This is a genomic window from Pedococcus sp. P2_E4 (genome assembly GCF_056403935.1).
This window is the reverse complement of record NZ_JBFUEO010000020.1, coordinates 21,341-36,063: the sequence shown is the minus strand read 5'-3', so window position 1 is coordinate 36,063 and position 14,723 is coordinate 21,341. Positions and strand designations below refer to the sequence as shown.

The window sequence follows — 14,723 nt, the reverse complement described above, 5'->3', positions numbered from 1 at the left end:
CAGGTGGTGTCCAGACGGAGCTCAGCGTGGAGAGGCTTCCCGCGGCGTGGCACGCCCCGGCTGTGCGAGCAGCTGCTTGGCGAGCGCGTCGGTCAGCCACCCCACGTACTTCTCCTCGCTCCAGCCGTAGCGCCGAAGCGTCAGGTAGGTCCCGGACGAGGTCAGCATCAGGAGCAGGTCGGTGGCATCGTCGACGGCCATTCCCGCCCGCAGGCCGAACCGCTCGTGGACCAGCCGGACGACCTCGGCGAGGCCCTCGCGGCGCAAGCGCTCACCGCGGTCGACCACCGCGACCGCCTCGGGCTCGTGCGGCGCCGATTCTGCGACCTCCTTGATGGCCGCCGAGCGTCCCAGGATCGCCGTGTTGCCGCGAACGAATGCGGCGAGCGCCGCTCGGCCGGAGCGTGCAGCGAGGAGGTCGGCAAAGAACGGTTGTTCCATGGGTGGGAGTCGGTCCGGCCCGAGCACCGCGAAGTCGAAGCAGGCCTGCAGCAGCTCAGCCTTCGTGTGAAAGGTGAAGTACACCGTCTGGACTGCCACTCCGGCGCGGTCGGCGATGTCGTTCATCCGTGCTCCGACGTAACCGGCTTCAGTGAACACCTCGATGGCACACCGGATCACGCGCTCCCGCGTCGCCGCGGCACGCTCTCGCCGGGTCCGCTGCGGGGTCTTGACAGTCCTCGCCATGGCACACGACGCCCTCGTCACGACACGGAAGGAGCTGTCCGCGTGGGAGGCCTCACCCACCACCGAGAGATCGGCAGCACTCGCGACGGCGTTGGGCGCCGTGGCCGACCGGCTCTCCGAGCACCTCACCGAGGAGGAGCGTGATGTCGTGCCGCTGATCGCCGCCCACATCACCCAGGACGAGTGGGACCACGGGGGAAAGGTCGCGTTCAGCAAGTTCACGCCGAAGCAGCGCTTCACCGCCATGGGCGAGATGCTCGCCGTGGCGACTCCTCCCGAGGCCGCCCGGATGCTCGCCGGCCTGCCCGGACCGGTCAAAGCCGTATGGCGGCTGGTTGGCCGCCGTCGCTACCGGCGTTTCATGGCCGACGTCCTCGGGCCGACCAGCGGGAGGTGACGGGTTCCCAGGGTGTGAAGGTGGGCTGGATACGTTTGCAGCGGTGAGAAACGGCGCTTGACCTTGACGCTGGGTCAGGGTTGCACGCTGTGTCCATGACCCAGAGACAAGCCATCGAGATCAACGGACTGACCAAGTCCTTCGGCGACCAACCAGTGCTCAGGGGCGTCGACCTGAGCGTGCCCGCGGGGACCGTCTTCGCCCTGCTGGGCTCCAACGGTGCAGGCAAGACGACGACGGTGCGGATCCTGTCGACGCTGCTCAAGCCGGACGGTGGGACCGCCACCGTCAACGGGCACGACGTCGTGGCGGAGGCCGACCGGGTCCGCGAGTCGATCAGCCTCACCGGGCAGTTCGCGGCCGTCGACGACGTCCTCACCGGTCGCGAGAACCTCGTCCTGGTCGCGCAGCTGCGACGCATGCCTGAGGCGGGCGCGATCGCTGACGACCTGCTTGCCCGCTTCGACCTGACCGAGGCCGGCGGACGGCGAGCGGCGACCTACTCAGGAGGAATGCGGCGTCGCCTCGACATCGCGATGAGCCTGATCGGCAACCCGCCCGTGCTGTTCCTCGACGAGCCCACGACGGGCCTGGACCCGCAGTCCCGGCTCGAGGTGTGGAAGACCCTCCGTGAGCTCGCCGGCCAGGGCACGACGGTGCTGCTCACCACGCAGTACCTCGACGAGGCCGAGCACCTCGCCGACCGGATCGCGGTGCTCCACGAGGGCCGGATCATCGCCGACGGAACCCTCGACGAGCTCAAGCAGCTGCTGCCACCGGCCACGGTCGAGTACGTCGAGAAGCAGCCGTCCCTCGAAGACATCTTCCTCGCGATCGTGGGCCACGACCGCGTCGCCCATGACCGCGCTGACCATGACCGCGCTGACCATGACCGCGCTGACCATGACCGCGCTGACCATGACCGCGCTGACCATGACCGGGTCGGCCATGACCGCGCTGACCATGACCGCGTCGACCACTGAGGAGTCACCGATGACCACCTACTTCGTCCACGACACCGTCGTCCTGCTCAAGCGCTCGCTGCGCCACATCCTGCGCAGTCCCGACACGATCATCACCACCGCGGTGACGCCGATCGCCATGCTGCTGCTGTTCGTCTACGTCTTCGGCGGCGCGATCCAGGCCGGCGACGGGAACTACGTGAACTACCTCCTGCCCGGGATCCTGCTCATCAGCGTCGCCTCCGGCATCGCCTACACCGCGTTCCGGCTCTTCACCGACGTGTCCGGCGGCGTCTTCGAACGGTTCCAGTCCATGCCCATCGCCCGGTCGGCCGTGCTGTGGAGCCATGTGCTGACGTCGGTCGTGGCCAACCTGACCTCGCTGGTGCTCGTCGTCCTCGTGGCCCTGGCCATGGGGTTCCGGTCGGGTGCGGGGGTGCTCGCCTGGCTGGCGGTGCTCGGCATCCTGGTGCTGTTCACCCTGGCTCTCACCTGGCTCGCCGTGATCCCCGGGCTGACCGCCAAGTCGGTCGACGGCGTCAGCGGGTTCTCCTACCCGCTGATCTTCCTGCCGTTCGTCAGCTCGGTCTTCGTGCCGACCGCCGGCATGCCCGGCCCGGTGCGCTGGTTCGCCGAGCACCAGCCCGTCACCTCGATCGTGAACACCATCCGCAACCTCTATGCCGAGCAGTCGGTCGGCTCCGAGGGCTGGACGGCGCTCGGCTGGTGTGTCGGACTGCTGCTGGTCGCGTACGCCCTCGCAATGCGCACCTACAGCAGCAAGATCGCCTGACGACCGACCACGCGCCGGACCGGCCGGCCAACCCGGCCCACCGGTGAACCGGCCGACCGCCCGCCCGGGCGGCTGGCCGCCATACCCTCGACGGCACACAGGAGAATGTCGCCATGCTGACGATCAGCCAGATCGCCTCGTATGCAGGGGTGACGGTGCGCGCGGTCCGCCACTACCACGCTAAGGGCCTGCTGCCCGAGCCCGAACGCGACCACTCCGGCTACCGGCGCTACGACGCCGCAGCGGTCGTCGAGCTCGTCAAGATCCGCACCCTGGCCGACGCCGGCGTGCCGTTGTCACGGGTGCGCGAGCTCCTGACGGCCGGTGACTCGCAGTTCGCAGGGGCGGTCGAGGAGATCGACCGCCGCCTGCGGGCCGAGATCCGTGAGCGCCAACGGCACCGCGAGCGCATCGCCAAGCTCGCGGCGGGCGACAGCCTGGCCCTGCCGCCCGAGGTGACCACCTACCTCGACCGGATGCGTGAGCTGGGGTTCCGGCAGCGGCTCATCGAGGTCGAGCGTGACAGCTGGATCCTCATCGCCGCCCAGATGCCGGAGGCGGTGCCGGACCTGATGGCCATCAAGCGCACCCAGATCGAGCACGAGTCACTGCGCAACCTGTACCTCGACGTCGGGGAGCTCGTCGACTGCGGTCCCGACGACCCGCGGCTGCCGGCTTTGGCGGACCGGGTTGCCGCCTTCATCGCGGCGGCCGCGGCCGAGGCGGAGGGGCTCGAGGAGGAGCACCCGGTCAGCGAGGACCTGGTGGCCCTGCTGGACGCGGCGTTCGTCGAGTCCTTCCCGTGCGCCACGCGGCTGCTCGAGCTCCTGGAGGAGCGGGGCTGGACCGGCTGGACCAACATCAGGCCACTGGAGTAGGTCGGCGGGCGAGCTGCACCGGAAGCGGGCGAGCTGCACCGTAAGCGGGCGGACTGCACCCGAAGCGGGCGGGCTGCACCCGAAGCGGGCGGGCTCAGCCGAAGATCCGGGTGATCTCCTCGAGTCGCCCGGGCACCAGCGTGAACCAGGCCCAGGTGCCGCGCCGCTCCCGGGTCAGGATGCCCGCCTCGACCAGCACCTTGAGGTGGTGAGACACGGTCGGCTGCGACACCCCGACGACCTCGGTCATGTCACACACGCAGGCCTCCTGTCGAGGCGCGCTCGCCACGATGGACAACAGCTGCAGCCGCACCGGGTCGGCGACCGCCTTGAGCAGGCCGGCTCGCTCGTCGGCGTCCTCGCGCGACATCGCCGTCGCCGGCGTGGGTGCGCACTCGCACGCGTCGGCTTCCTGCGCGGGCTGCTCGGCGAGCAGGTTCGTACCCGTCATGACGCTCCCTGGTGAACACTCGGTGAATCGACTACGGCCTATGTTGACATGCGTCGATGCAGCCTGTCACTGTCGAGGACGTCTCCTGAACACTGGAAAGGCTCGTCGCTCATCATGCCGTTCTCCCTGCCACTCGTGCGTCGCCTGGTGGCCGAGCTCACCGGGACAGCCGTCCTCGTGGCCACGGTCATCGGCTCGGGGATCATGGCCACCAACCTCACCGACGACGTTGCCCTGCAGCTCCTCGTCAACGCGCTCGCGACCGTGGCTGCCCTCGGGGTCCTCATCGCCACTCTCGGCCCGTTGTCTGGGGCCCACTTCAACCCGGCGGTCACCCTCGTCGAGGCGGCCCGGCGCGACATGGCGCCCGCGGAGGCTGCCGGCTACGTGCTCGCCCAGGTCGGCGGTGGGCTGCTCGGCGCGGCCGTGGCCAACCTGATGTTCGAGCTGCCCGCATGGCACGCGTCGGCGCACGAGCGCAGTGGGCCGGCCTTGTGGCTCGGTGAGGTCGTTGCCACCGCCGGGCTGCTCTTCACCATCGGAGCCATCACCCGCACCGGCCGGGGCCACCTCGGGCCGGTGCTGGTCCCGGCATGGATCGGCGCCGCGTACTTCTTCACGTCCTCGACCTCGTTCGCGAACCCGGCCGTGGCGCTGGCCCGGTCCACCTCCGACACGTTCACCGGCATCGCTCCGGCCAGCGTGCCGGGTTTCGTCCTCGCCCAGGTCGTCGGCGCCCTCCTCGGTGCTGTGCTGACCGGGTTCCTGTTCCCGCGGCCCGGGTCCTCCGTGCCGCTCGACCTCCCGGAGGCCGTGCATGTCGGCCGCCACCCGTGACCTGCCTGACGACACCTCCCATGGAAGGCGGCCCGTGCCGTGAGTGACAAACCCAGCGTGCTGTTCGTCTGCGTGCACAACGCCGGCCGGTCCCAGATGGCCGCCGCGTACCTGCACCACCTGTCCGGCGGCGCCGTCGAGGTCCGGTCGGCAGGCTCCGCCCCGGCCGAGACGGTGAACCCGTCCGCCGTCGAGGCCATGGCCGAGGAGGGCATCGACATCCACACCGAGAAGCCCAAGGTCCTGACCAACGAGGCCGTCGAGGCCTCCGATGTCGTCGTGACGATGGGCTGCGGCGACACCTGTCCGTTCTATCCGGGCAAGCGCTACGAGGACTGGGAGCTCGAGGACCCGGCAGGCAAGGGCGTCGAGTCGGTGCGACCGATCCGCGACGAGATCAAGCGCCGCATCATCGGGCTGCTCGACGAGCTCGGCGTGGAACCCGTCACGGCCTGACGCGGTCCCAGTTCGGCGCCTGAAGCAGACGTCCAGGATTCATATTGACAACGGTCTATGTTGCCGCCATCCTCAGGACATAGACGTTCGTCGATCAAATCCGGCGAGCCGCCCGCGACCCCGAGGGAGACCTTGATGAGCAACACCGCCCCATCCACCACCACCGGCCGCGGAAACCTGCCCGTCGTCGTCGTCGGTGCCGGGCCCGTCGGGCTGGCCGCGGCTGCGCACCTCGTCCAGCGTGACCTGCCCGTCCTCGTCCTCGAGGCCGGCGACGCGGTGGGTGCCGCCATGAGCGAGTGGGGGCACATCCGCACCTTCACCCCGTGGCAGTACATCGTCGACGAGACCGCGGAGAAGGTCCTGGCCCCGACGGGGTGGACCCGTCCGGCCGAGCGGCAGTCGCCTACCGGGGCCGACATCGTGGACCGGTACCTGCGGCCGCTGGCCGGCGCACTGGGCCCGGAGATGGTCCACACTGGCGCCCGAGTCCTCGCGGTCGCCCGCGACGGACTCGACCGCTCCGGCGGAGTGGGGCGGGCCGATCGCCCGTTCGTGGTTCGCGTCCAGCGCGCCGACGGTGCGGTCGAGGACCTGCGGGCCCGCGCCGTCATCGACGCCTCAGGCACCTGGGCGCAGCACAACCCCCTCGGATCGTCGGGCCTGCCCGCACTGGGAGAGGAAGAGGCTCGCGCAGCCGGTTTCCTCGTGGGCCCACTCCCCGACGTCCTCGGGGTGGACCGAGAGCGGTTCGCCGGCCGCACCACCCTCGTCGTCGGCATGGGCCACTCGGCGGCGAACACCCTCGTGGCGCTCGCCCAGCTGGCTCGCGAGGTGCCAGGGACGCGCATCGTGTGGGCCATTCGCCGCACCTCCGCGCGGCGGGTGTTCGGCGGGGGGTCCCAGGACCAGCTGGCCGACCGCGGGCGCCTCGGCTCGGATCTTCAGGACCTGGTGGCCTCGGGGGCGCTGGAGTACGTCACTGGCTTCGCGACGAGCCGGGTCACGATCGACGGCGACGGCCAGACGGCCTCGGTCGTCGGTGGCACCGCCGACGGCGAGCGCGTCATCGCCGGCGTGCACAACATCGCCGCAGCGACCGGGTTCCGCCCCGACCTGACCGTGCTTTCCGAGCTCCAGCTGGACCTCGACCCGGGCGTGCAGGCGCCCCGGGTCCTCGGTCCGCTCATCGACCCAGCCTTCCACTCGTGCGGGACGGTCGCCCCGCACGGCTGGCGCGAGCTCGCGCACGAGAACGAGCCCGGCTTCTTCGTGGTCGGGATGAAGTCGTACGGGCGGGCGCCGACGTTCCTCGTCACGACGGGCAACGAGCAGGTCCGGTCCATCGTGGCTCACCTGGCCGGTGACGACGCCTCGGCCGACGAGGTCCAGCTCGTCCTGCCCGAGACCGGGGTGTGCTCCTCGAGCAACGCGCTGTCCGACGCCGAGCTCGCCGTCGGAGCCGTCGTGACCGGGCAGCGAACGGCACTTGGACTGGCGGACGTGACACCTCAGGGAACTGGCGGCTGCTGCGGGTGAAGTGCGGTGCTGACCTCTGGTCATGTCGGCGCCACGGGGAGACGATGGGGTCATGACGGCATCGGTGGCGGTGGAGCACGAGCAGGTCGACCGACTCTTCTGTTGGTGCTGCGGCAACGGTTTCGACGAGCAGGACCTGACCCGGCTGGGCACCCGACCGGAGGTCGGGGTGTGTGCCGGGTGCGCCCAGTGGCTGCACCGCCGCGCGCGCTCCGCCTCTGACTCCGGTCGGCGGACGCCGGGCGCCGCGGTACGTCGCACCGTCGCGGCGGTGCGGGGTCGGGTGATGCGTGCCGGAGCCCAGGACTGGCCGGTGGTCGGACCGCTGCTGCGACGTCTGGACCGGCACCTGCCCTGACCGGCGGCGGACGCCACAGGGGGATGGCGAGGGCGGGTCAGCTCACGAGGCGCGCTCGGCGGCCTCCCGTTCGGCGGCCTCCCGTTCGGCGGCCTCTCGTTCGGCGGCCTCCCGTTCGACCTGGGCACCCTTGAGCTTTCGCGGCCAGGCGCTGAAGCCACCCAGGAGCGTGAGCAGGGCCGGCACCAGGACCGAACGCACGACCAAGGCGTCGAGGAGGACACCGAGCCCCATGACGAACGCCAGCTCGCGGAACTGCCGCAGCGGCACCAGGGCCAGCATCCCGAAGCTGGCCGCCAACGTGATGCCGGCCGCGGTGATGGCGCCGGACGTCTCCGGGACGCGCTCCGCGATCGCCTTGCGCAGGGTCGTGTGGTTGGCGCGGGTCCAGACGTGGCCGACCCCGTAGATGTTGTAGTCGGACCCGAGGGACAGGAGCAGGACGGAGGCAGCGAACGGGACGTAGAAGGCGACGCCCCCGTGCCCGAGCACGTCCTGGAAGACGAGCGTCAGGCAACCGAGTGCTGCGGCGAGGGCGAGCACGCTGCAGCCCAGCAGGAGCACCGGCGCGACAAGGGCCCGCAGGAACCCCAGCAGCAGGACCAGGTTCACGACCAGCACCGCGACCGCGATGCGCCGCAGGTCGGAGTTGGTGGCATCCACGAGCTCGCCGGCCAGGGCGGTGTCGCCGGCCAGTCCGAAGCGGGCGTCGTCGAACCCGACGCGCTGGAGCAGGGTGGGCATGGTCGAGCCGAGCCGGTCCAGATCATGGATGGCCGTGGCGCCCAGGGGGTCGTGGTCGAGGATGACGAGCAGCCGCGCTGCGTCGCCGGTGCGGGTGACCAGTGCTCCCCGCACCACCTCGTCCGGCAGCATGCTGGGGCTCACGACTCCGGCGACCCCCGGCTGCTTCTCCAGCTCACGGCCGAGGCGGGTGAGCTTGTCCCGGTCGCTGCCGACGCCAGCGCCCTGGAGCAACAGCTCCGTCGGCGCGACGATCCCCGGCGCGAAACCCGAGGCCGCCGCGTCGGCGGCGGCGTGCGGCTCACTGTCTGCAGGCAGCGCGGCGACGAAGGACACCTCGAGGCGGAGGCGGTCGGCGTTGGCGCCCAGCGCCGCGAGCCCGACGACGCAGGCTCCTCCGAGGACCAGCGCCACCACCCGCACGGTGATCACGCGCGCGGCGACCCGTGCCAGGACAGGGATGCCGCTCCCGTGCGGTCGGGTCGGCCAGAACAGCACGCGACCGAGGATGGCCAGCAGCGCCGGCAGCAACGTCACTGAGACGACGACCGCGCAGAGCACCGACAGCGAGAGCACCGGACCGAAGGCGCGGAAGAACGGCGACCGGGCGACCAGCATCGCCGCGCTGCCTGCCGCCACCGCGATCCCCGCGACGAGCACGATCCGGCTGGTCTGCGCTGCCGAGGCCTTGGCCGCCTCCAGCTTGTCGAGGCCGTCCGCCAGGCCCGTGCGCATGCTGGACAGGTAGAAGATGGCGTAGTCGGTGACGATGCCCAGGACCAGCGCGAGCACCAGCGGCTTCAGCTCATCCGGTACCCCGCCCTTCACGAAGCCGCCCGCGTAGTTGGTCACCCGCACGGCCATGAAGTACGACAGGGCGGCGGTCAACAGGGCCACGAGCGGAGCCACGACCGACCGGAACTTGAGGGCGACGATCCCGATGACGACCGCCAGGGTGGCGCCCTCGAGGAGCATCAGGTGTCCGTAGAGGATCTTCGACTGCGCGATCTGTGCGGGGACCGTCCCGGTCACCCCGACGAGGTGGTCGTCCGGCTGGTCCACGTGCTCCCGGCCGAACCTGCTCGCAGCCGCGACCTCGGCGCCGAACTTGGTGCCCGGCTTGAAGAAGACGTAGCTCAGCGCCGTGGTGCCCTGTTCCGACGACGCCGGGAAGGCGCCCTGCGCGTTGATGACGGGAACCACGCCCACGACGGGGCCGATGTCACCGGCCTTGCCCTTGGCCACCGCGACAGCGCGCTCCACCGCCCTCTGCTGCGCCGCCGGCGACAGGCCCTGGTCGTCGCGTTGCACGAGCATGGTGCGGGACAGGACCGGAAACCCGAAGGCCTTGGCGGAGGCGGTCTCGGTCGCGATGGCGCGGCTGTTGGGGGGTGCGAACCCGCCCAGGTCGGCGTTGGGGACCGTGGCCGGGAGCCACACGCCGGCCGCCAGCAGACCGGCGGCCCAGCCCACGACGACGAACCAGCGGAGGGTGACCACGAGCCAGGCGGAGAACCTGGTGAGTGAGCCGGCCTCGGACTTGCGCCACGACCTCATCGACGAGCCTTCCGTTGTGTTGTGCAAGGACTACCCCACTTCGGTGTCCAGCACACCCGGGGATGCTCCCGCCCAAGGGTTGGAGTGCCGGATGCCTTTTGCCGGCAGGCGGGAGAGTATGGCGCGGACCGGCCAGTCCAGCGTCAGGAAGGTGAGCGTCATGACCACGACCACGACCCCGTTCGAGGTACCGGAAAGCATGCAGGCCAGCGTCCTCACGAGCGCCAGGTCGCTCGGGGTCGAGCAGGTGCCCGTGCCGTCGGTCGCCGACGACGAGGTCCTCGTGCAGGTCGCCGCGGTCGGTGTCTGCGGCTCGGACACCCACTACTACCGGCACGGGAGGATCGGCGGGTTCGTCGTGGACGCGCCACTGATCCTCGGCCACGAGTGCTCGGGCACCATCGTCGCGGTCGGAGCCGACGTCCCCGGCTCGCGCATCGGGGAGCGCGTCGCCGTCGAGCCACAGCGCAACTGCCGCCGCTGCCGCGAGTGCCGCGCCGGCCGCTACAACCTCTGCCCCGACATGGAGTTCTACGCGACCCCGCCCGTCGACGGGGCCTTCGCGCAGTACGCGGCGATCCGCACGGAGTTCGCGCACCGCATACCGGACTCGATCTCGGACGAGGCGGCCGCACTGCTGGAGCCGCTCTCGGTGGCGATCAGCGCGATGCGCAAGGCCGGCATCGTCCCCGGCTCGAGCGTCCTCATCGCGGGCGCGGGACCCATCGGCATCATCTGCGCGCAGGCGGCCAAGGCGTTCGGGGCCTCGGAGGTCATCGTGACCGACTTGGTCGCGGAGCGCCGCGAGCGCGCCCTGCACTATGGCGCCACTCGCGTGGTCGACCCCGTCGAGGTCGACGTGGCCGAGGCCGGCCTGGACGTGAACGCCTTCATCGACGCGACCGGCTCGCCCCGGGCCGTGGTCAGCGGGATCAAGGCCGTCCGCCCGGCCGGCGCTGCGGTCCTCGTCGGACTGGGGGCCTCGGAGATGACCTTGCCCATCGAGCACATCCAGAACCTCGAGATCACGGTCACGGGCATCTTCCGGTACACCGACACCTGGCCGGCCGCGATCCACCTGGTCGCCAGTGGCCAGGTCGACCTCGACTCCCTGGTCACCGGCAGGTTCGACCTCGCCCACGCGGCCGAGGCGCTGGAGTCCGACCAGGACCCCGACAGCCTCAAGTCGGTCGTGTACCCCCAGCAGGTCGGCGGGTAGTGCGTCGCGGCCAGCGGGGCCGACCGTAGGCTGCGCGCATGACCAGCTCTCCCGGGCTCGAGGCGCAGGCCGTGGAGCTGCTCTCCGAGCTGGTCGGGATCGACAGCGTGAACCCCGGCCTCGTCGAGGGCGCGGCCGGTGAGGTGGCGATCGTCGAGCGGCTGCGCTCGCGGCTGGAGCGGTCCGGCTTCGCGACGACGGTGCTGTGCCCGGTGGACCGGCCCGACCGTCCCAGTCTCGTCGCGGTCGGTCCCGGTCCGGAGGATGCGCCCACGGTCATCCTCAACGGGCACCTCGACACCGTCGGGGTGGCCGGCATGACCGACCCCTTCACGCCACATGTCGACGGCAACCGCCTCGCGGCCCGCGGTGCCGCCGACATGAAGGGCGGCGTCGCGGCCATGGTCGTCGCAGCCGAGCAGCTCGCCGCCAGTGGTGCGCGAGTCCGACCGGTCCTCGCGCTCGTGGCCGACGAGGAGGACGCCAGCCTGGGCAGCGAGACCGTCATTGCCGCGTTGGCAGGACTCGGGATCCGGCCGGTTGCCTGCCTGGTCGCCGAGCCGACGGGGCTCGAGCTGTGTCGATCGCTGCGCGGGTTCGGCGTCGTGACCGTGACCTTCCCGGGCCGGGCGGCGCACAGCTCGCAGCCCCACCTCGGCGTCAACGCCCTGACCCACCTCGGCAGGTTCCTCCACGCGGTCGACGAGCGCTCACGCGCCGTCCACGAGGGCGGGGGTGACCTCATGGTCACGGTCGCGCGTGGTGGGTCGTCCCCGTTCGTCGTCCCGGACGCCGCCGAGTGCAGCGTCGAGCTCCGGACGGCGCCCGACACCGAGGGCGCCGAGGCCCTCCGCGAGGTGACTGCGCTGCTGCTGCCCGAGTGGTTCGCCCACGCAGAGCTCGCTGCCTCGCGTGACGGGTGGCGCCTCGACACCACCGGTCCCGCGGCCGACCTCGCGGCACTGCTCGGCGCGGAACTCGGGACGGGACCGACCTTCGACGCGCCCTACTGGATGGAGGCGCCGCTGTGGCAGGCGGTCTGCCCCACCCTGATCTGCGGCCCGACCGGCGGAGGGCTCCACGCCGTCGACGAGTGGGTCGACCTCGATCAGGTGCGTGCCTTTACGGCTGCGCTCGCCACGGTCCTGTCGACCTGGGTGCCTGATGCCGACTGACCCCCGGGACCTGCGGGGCGACGCGCCACTGCTCGACGCGTGGCTGCGCTTCCAGGAGTCAGCCCAGACGCCGTTCACCATCCCCGGCCACAAGCAGCGGCACGACCTCGTGGGTGACGTCGTGGCGGGCGACGTCCCGCTCTATGCGGGCCTCGACACGATGAAGCTGACGGCCGGTGTCCTCGCCGAAGCCGAGTCGAGGGCTGCCCGGCTCTGGGGTGCGGACGTCTGCCGCTTCTCCACCGGCGGGGCCACCCATGCCAACCAGGCACTCGCGCTGGCGGTGGCGGGGGACGGCGACGAGGTCGTCGTGAGCCGCACCCTGCACCGCTCGATGCTCCTCGGCCTGGTGCTGGCGGGTCTCACGCCGGTGTGGGTCAGGCCCGAGGTCGACGCGGCCACGGGTCTGCCGCTCGGTGTCGCGCCTGCCACGGTGCGTGCCGCCCTGGAGGCGCATCCCCGCGCGCGAGCCGTCTTCGTCGGTGACCCTTCGTACGTCGGGACGGTCGGCGACATCGCCGGGCTCGCCGACGCGGCGCACGCACACGGCATACCGCTCGTTGTGGACGCGGCCTGGGCCGCGCACTTCGGCTTCCACCCGGACCTGCCGGCGCACGCGCTCCAGCTCGGCGCCGACGCCATGGTGACCAGTGCCCACAAGACGCTGCCTGCCTGGAGCCAGGCCGCACTCGTCCTCGCACGCACTGAGCGGATCGACGCTGCTCGGCTCGACGCGGGGGTCGAGGCGACGGCCACGACCAGCCCGGCCGGGGCCATCCTCGCCAGCATCGACGCCTCCCGTGCCCTGCTCGAGCGCGAGGGGGAGGCGTTGCTCGCCGGGGCGCTCGCCGCGACGACCGTCGCTCGCGAGCGGCTGCGTGCCGTCGACGGGCTGACGGTGCTCGACGGCCCCGGGGTCGACCCGCTGAAGCTCGTCCTCGTGCTGCCCGGCACCGGCGCCGACGGGAACCTCGTCGAGCTGGACCTGCTCGCGGAAGGGCTGGCGGTCGAGTCGGCTGACCGGGACGTGCTCATCGCCGTCGTCTCGCTGGCCGACACGCCGGACACCCTCGACCGGCTGGCGACCGCGACGACACGCTCGATCGCACGCCACCGCGGCAGGCCGCGTCCCGTCGTCGCGGCGGCGTCCTACCGGGTCGACCCTGTCATCGCCGTCCCACCGCGGCACGCCTTCTTCGCTGCGGCAGAGACCGTCGCCCTCGGCGACGCGATGGAGCGCGTGAGTGCCGAGCTCATCGCGCCGTACCCGCCCGGCATCCCCGTCATCGCTCCGGGCGAGGAGGTCACGGCGCCTGCCGTCGCGGCACTGCACCAGGCGCGGGACGCGGGGGTGCGCATCGCCTACGCGTCAGACCCGACGCTCGCCAGCCTCCGCGTCGTCCGGGCCTGACCGGCCCTGTCTCCCGTCAGTCGGCGCGTCGCGCCCGGCGGCTCAGGTAGGCCCACGCGAGGAGCGCACAGGCCAGGCCGTTCAAGGCGCCCACTCCGATGTCGCTGAGGTGGTGCATGCCGCGATAGAGGCGTCCCCACGCCACCAGGAACGGCACCAGCAGGAAGAGGGTCGTCACCACGCGGCGCACCAGCGCTGACTGGATCCGTTGTGCCAGTAGGGCAAAGCTGACGTAGAGCGCCGTGGCGGCGCCGACGTGCCCGCTCGGGTAGCTGGACGTCGGCGGGGCCGGGTCGAGGTGGGCGACGTGCGGCCTGCCTCTGCCGACGACCGCTGTCGCGATCACGAAGACCGTGGCCTGGAGGGCGATCGCGATCGCCGGTATGACGGCCACCCACCACTGGCGCGTGCGCCACCAGAGGAGGGCAACCGCCAGGACGCAGACGCCGATGACGATCTCGGTGTTGCCGATGTGGGACCAGACCATCGTCACGCTGTCCCAGGTCGGGGTCCGCGTCTTCTGGACGTCCTTGCTCAGGTCGTCCTCGGACGGGATGCCGTTGAGCGGACCCCGGATGAACAGCCCGATCCCGACGATCGCCGCCCAGAGCGCGACGGCCGGTGCCACGGCCCGCACGAACAGGTCGCGAACCGCCGACCCGACCCGCGGTGTCGAAGGGTCGTCGGTGTACCGGGTCAGGAAGGCCATCGGGCCATCGTCAACCACGGCAGCGCAAGGGGCAAGCCCGTGACCAGCAACGATGCGAGTCGGCGCTCGAAGAGAACCGGGGCTAGAGTGCGCTCTCGTGATCGTGGGCGAGCAGCCGAGACTGCGCTGGAGGGTGGTCGGCCTGGTGGCCGCTGTGCTGCTCGTGGGCGCGTGCAGCGGTCAGGGCAGCGTGGAGGACGAGAACGCGGGTGCTGCCGCTGTCGAGTTCAGCCGGTCCGTCGGCACCGCGCCCCAGACGGCCTGCGGCCTGCTGGCACCCCAGACGCTCGAGGAGCTCGAGGCCACCGATGGTGCCTGTGCCGGTGCCCTGCCCGACGCCCTGCCCGACGAGGTGCCCGACGAGGTCAAGGCCTCGACCGGTGCGCCACGGTCGACGGAGGTCTACGGCAAGGCCGCCATCGTCCACCTGTCCACCGACACGATCTTCCTCGCGAGGTTCCGGGACGGCTGGCGGGTGACCGCGGCGGGCTGCACCGCGCGAGAGGCCGGCCGCCCGTACGACTGCAAGGTCAAGGGAGCCTGACGTGCG

The 14,723-nt window shown here is 71.5% G+C and carries 16 protein-coding genes; 12 read left to right on the top strand and 4 right to left on the bottom strand.

The genetic code is table 11. The features are described 5' to 3' along the window. Positions 1–21: 21 nt before the first annotated feature. Entirely contained in the window at positions 22–687 is a 666-nt protein-coding gene (locus AC1DV7_RS11055; protein ID WP_477597174.1) for a TetR/AcrR family transcriptional regulator, read from the bottom strand. On the opposite strand from AC1DV7_RS11055, the gene AC1DV7_RS11050 reads away from it, so the two are divergent. From AC1DV7_RS11050 to AC1DV7_RS11035, 4 genes are all read left to right on the top strand, one after another. Next, complete coding sequence (locus AC1DV7_RS11050; protein ID WP_477597173.1) at positions 686–1,084, top strand: hypothetical protein; 399 nt, start codon at positions 686–688, stop codon at positions 1,082–1,084. The two genes, AC1DV7_RS11055 and AC1DV7_RS11050, sit on opposite strands and share 2 nt — an antisense overlap. A 95-nt stretch (positions 1,085–1,179) precedes the next feature. Further along, positions 1,180–2,067: an ABC transporter ATP-binding protein gene (locus tag AC1DV7_RS11045; protein WP_477597172.1), complete on the top strand. Its 888-nt coding sequence runs from the start codon at positions 1,180–1,182 to the stop codon at positions 2,065–2,067. A 10-nt stretch (positions 2,068–2,077) separates the two neighbouring features. Beyond that, positions 2,078–2,839 carry an ABC transporter permease gene (locus AC1DV7_RS11040; protein ID WP_477597213.1) on the top strand — a complete coding sequence of 254 codons (762 nt, stop codon included), beginning with the start codon at positions 2,078–2,080 and terminating at the stop codon, positions 2,837–2,839. A gap of 113 nt (positions 2,840–2,952) precedes the next feature. After that, a complete protein-coding gene (locus AC1DV7_RS11035; RefSeq protein ID WP_477597171.1) occupies positions 2,953–3,717 on the top strand; it encodes a MerR family transcriptional regulator in 765 nt (254 codons plus the stop codon). Positions 3,718–3,811: 94 nt separating this feature from the next. Here AC1DV7_RS11035 and AC1DV7_RS11030 read toward each other — a convergent pair whose 3' ends face one another. Next, entirely contained in the window at positions 3,812–4,168 is a 357-nt protein-coding gene (locus tag AC1DV7_RS11030; protein ID WP_477597170.1) for an ArsR/SmtB family transcription factor, read from the bottom strand. Positions 4,169–4,282: 114 nt separating this feature from the next. Here AC1DV7_RS11030 and AC1DV7_RS11025 point away from each other — a divergent pair, with 114 nt between their 5' ends. The 4 genes from AC1DV7_RS11025 to AC1DV7_RS11010 all read left to right on the top strand — a co-directional run bounded on the left by AC1DV7_RS11025 (position 4,283) and on the right by AC1DV7_RS11010 (position 7,358). Beyond that, complete coding sequence (locus tag AC1DV7_RS11025; RefSeq protein WP_477597169.1) at positions 4,283–5,005, top strand: aquaporin; 723 nt, start codon at positions 4,283–4,285, stop codon at positions 5,003–5,005. Positions 5,006–5,044: 39 nt separating this feature from the next. After that, a complete protein-coding gene (locus tag AC1DV7_RS11020) occupies positions 5,045–5,461 on the top strand; it encodes an arsenate reductase ArsC (RefSeq protein WP_477597168.1) in 417 nt (138 codons plus the stop codon). Positions 5,462–5,596: 135 nt separating this feature from the next. After that, positions 5,597–7,000, top strand: a complete 1,404-nt coding sequence (locus AC1DV7_RS11015) for an FAD-dependent oxidoreductase (protein ID WP_477597167.1) — start codon at positions 5,597–5,599, stop codon at positions 6,998–7,000. A gap of 52 nt (positions 7,001–7,052) precedes the next feature. Further along, a complete protein-coding gene (locus AC1DV7_RS11010; protein ID WP_477597166.1) occupies positions 7,053–7,358 on the top strand; it encodes a hypothetical protein in 306 nt (101 codons plus the stop codon). Between the two features lie 42 nt (positions 7,359–7,400). Here AC1DV7_RS11010 and AC1DV7_RS11005 read toward each other — a convergent pair whose 3' ends face one another. Continuing rightward, positions 7,401–9,659: an MMPL family transporter gene (locus tag AC1DV7_RS11005; RefSeq protein WP_477597165.1), complete on the bottom strand. Its 2,259-nt coding sequence runs from the start codon at positions 9,657–9,659 to the stop codon at positions 7,401–7,403. Positions 9,660–9,819: 160 nt separating this feature from the next. On the opposite strand from AC1DV7_RS11005, the gene AC1DV7_RS11000 reads away from it, so the two are divergent. Genes AC1DV7_RS11000 through AC1DV7_RS10990 form a run of 3 tightly spaced genes read left to right on the top strand, consistent with a single transcriptional unit; the run spans position 9,820 to position 13,464 of the window. Beyond that, a complete protein-coding gene (locus AC1DV7_RS11000) occupies positions 9,820–10,878 on the top strand; it encodes an NAD(P)-dependent alcohol dehydrogenase (RefSeq protein WP_477597164.1) in 1,059 nt (352 codons plus the stop codon). 38 nt (positions 10,879–10,916) lie between these two features. Then, complete coding sequence (locus AC1DV7_RS10995; RefSeq protein WP_477597163.1) at positions 10,917–12,053, top strand: M20 family metallopeptidase; 1,137 nt, start codon at positions 10,917–10,919, stop codon at positions 12,051–12,053. After that, entirely contained in the window at positions 12,043–13,464 is a 1,422-nt protein-coding gene (locus tag AC1DV7_RS10990; protein ID WP_477597162.1) for an aminotransferase class I/II-fold pyridoxal phosphate-dependent enzyme, read from the top strand. Before AC1DV7_RS10995 ends, AC1DV7_RS10990 begins: the two co-directional genes overlap by 11 nt. A gap of 16 nt (positions 13,465–13,480) precedes the next feature. Here AC1DV7_RS10990 and AC1DV7_RS10985 read toward each other — a convergent pair whose 3' ends face one another. After that, positions 13,481–14,173 carry a phosphatase PAP2 family protein gene (locus AC1DV7_RS10985; RefSeq protein ID WP_477597161.1) on the bottom strand — a complete coding sequence of 231 codons (693 nt, stop codon included), beginning with the start codon at positions 14,171–14,173 and terminating at the stop codon, positions 13,481–13,483. 97 nt (positions 14,174–14,270) lie between these two features. Between AC1DV7_RS10985 and AC1DV7_RS10980 the strand changes: the two genes are divergently transcribed. Beyond that, positions 14,271–14,717, top strand: a complete 447-nt coding sequence (locus AC1DV7_RS10980; RefSeq protein ID WP_477597160.1) for a hypothetical protein — start codon at positions 14,271–14,273, stop codon at positions 14,715–14,717. Positions 14,718–14,723: the final 6 nt, after the last annotated feature.

Excerpts from the sequence above, each read along its gene's own strand:
- AC1DV7_RS11050 (WP_477597173.1), top strand. The coding sequence starts at position 686 with ATGGCACACGACGCCCTCGTCACGACACGGAAGGAGCTGTCCGCGTGG.
- AC1DV7_RS11055 (WP_477597174.1), bottom strand. The coding sequence starts at position 687 with ATGGCGAGGACTGTCAAGACCCCGCAGCGGACCCGGCGAGAGCGTGCC.
- AC1DV7_RS11045 (WP_477597172.1), top strand. The coding sequence starts at position 1,180 with ATGACCCAGAGACAAGCCATCGAGATCAACGGACTGACCAAGTCCTTC.
- AC1DV7_RS11040 (WP_477597213.1), top strand. The coding sequence starts at position 2,078 with ATGACCACCTACTTCGTCCACGACACCGTCGTCCTGCTCAAGCGCTCG.
- AC1DV7_RS11035 (WP_477597171.1), top strand. The coding sequence starts at position 2,953 with ATGCTGACGATCAGCCAGATCGCCTCGTATGCAGGGGTGACGGTGCGC.
- AC1DV7_RS11030 (WP_477597170.1), bottom strand. The coding sequence starts at position 4,168 with ATGACGGGTACGAACCTGCTCGCCGAGCAGCCCGCGCAGGAAGCCGAC.
- AC1DV7_RS11025 (WP_477597169.1), top strand. The coding sequence starts at position 4,283 with ATGCCGTTCTCCCTGCCACTCGTGCGTCGCCTGGTGGCCGAGCTCACC.
- AC1DV7_RS11015 (WP_477597167.1), top strand. The coding sequence starts at position 5,597 with ATGAGCAACACCGCCCCATCCACCACCACCGGCCGCGGAAACCTGCCC.
- AC1DV7_RS11010 (WP_477597166.1), top strand. The coding sequence starts at position 7,053 with ATGACGGCATCGGTGGCGGTGGAGCACGAGCAGGTCGACCGACTCTTC.
- AC1DV7_RS11005 (WP_477597165.1), bottom strand. The coding sequence starts at position 9,659 with ATGAGGTCGTGGCGCAAGTCCGAGGCCGGCTCACTCACCAGGTTCTCC.
- AC1DV7_RS11000 (WP_477597164.1), top strand. The coding sequence starts at position 9,820 with ATGACCACGACCACGACCCCGTTCGAGGTACCGGAAAGCATGCAGGCC.
- AC1DV7_RS10995 (WP_477597163.1), top strand. The coding sequence starts at position 10,917 with ATGACCAGCTCTCCCGGGCTCGAGGCGCAGGCCGTGGAGCTGCTCTCC.
- AC1DV7_RS10990 (WP_477597162.1), top strand. The coding sequence starts at position 12,043 with ATGCCGACTGACCCCCGGGACCTGCGGGGCGACGCGCCACTGCTCGAC.
- AC1DV7_RS10985 (WP_477597161.1), bottom strand. The coding sequence starts at position 14,173 with ATGGCCTTCCTGACCCGGTACACCGACGACCCTTCGACACCGCGGGTC.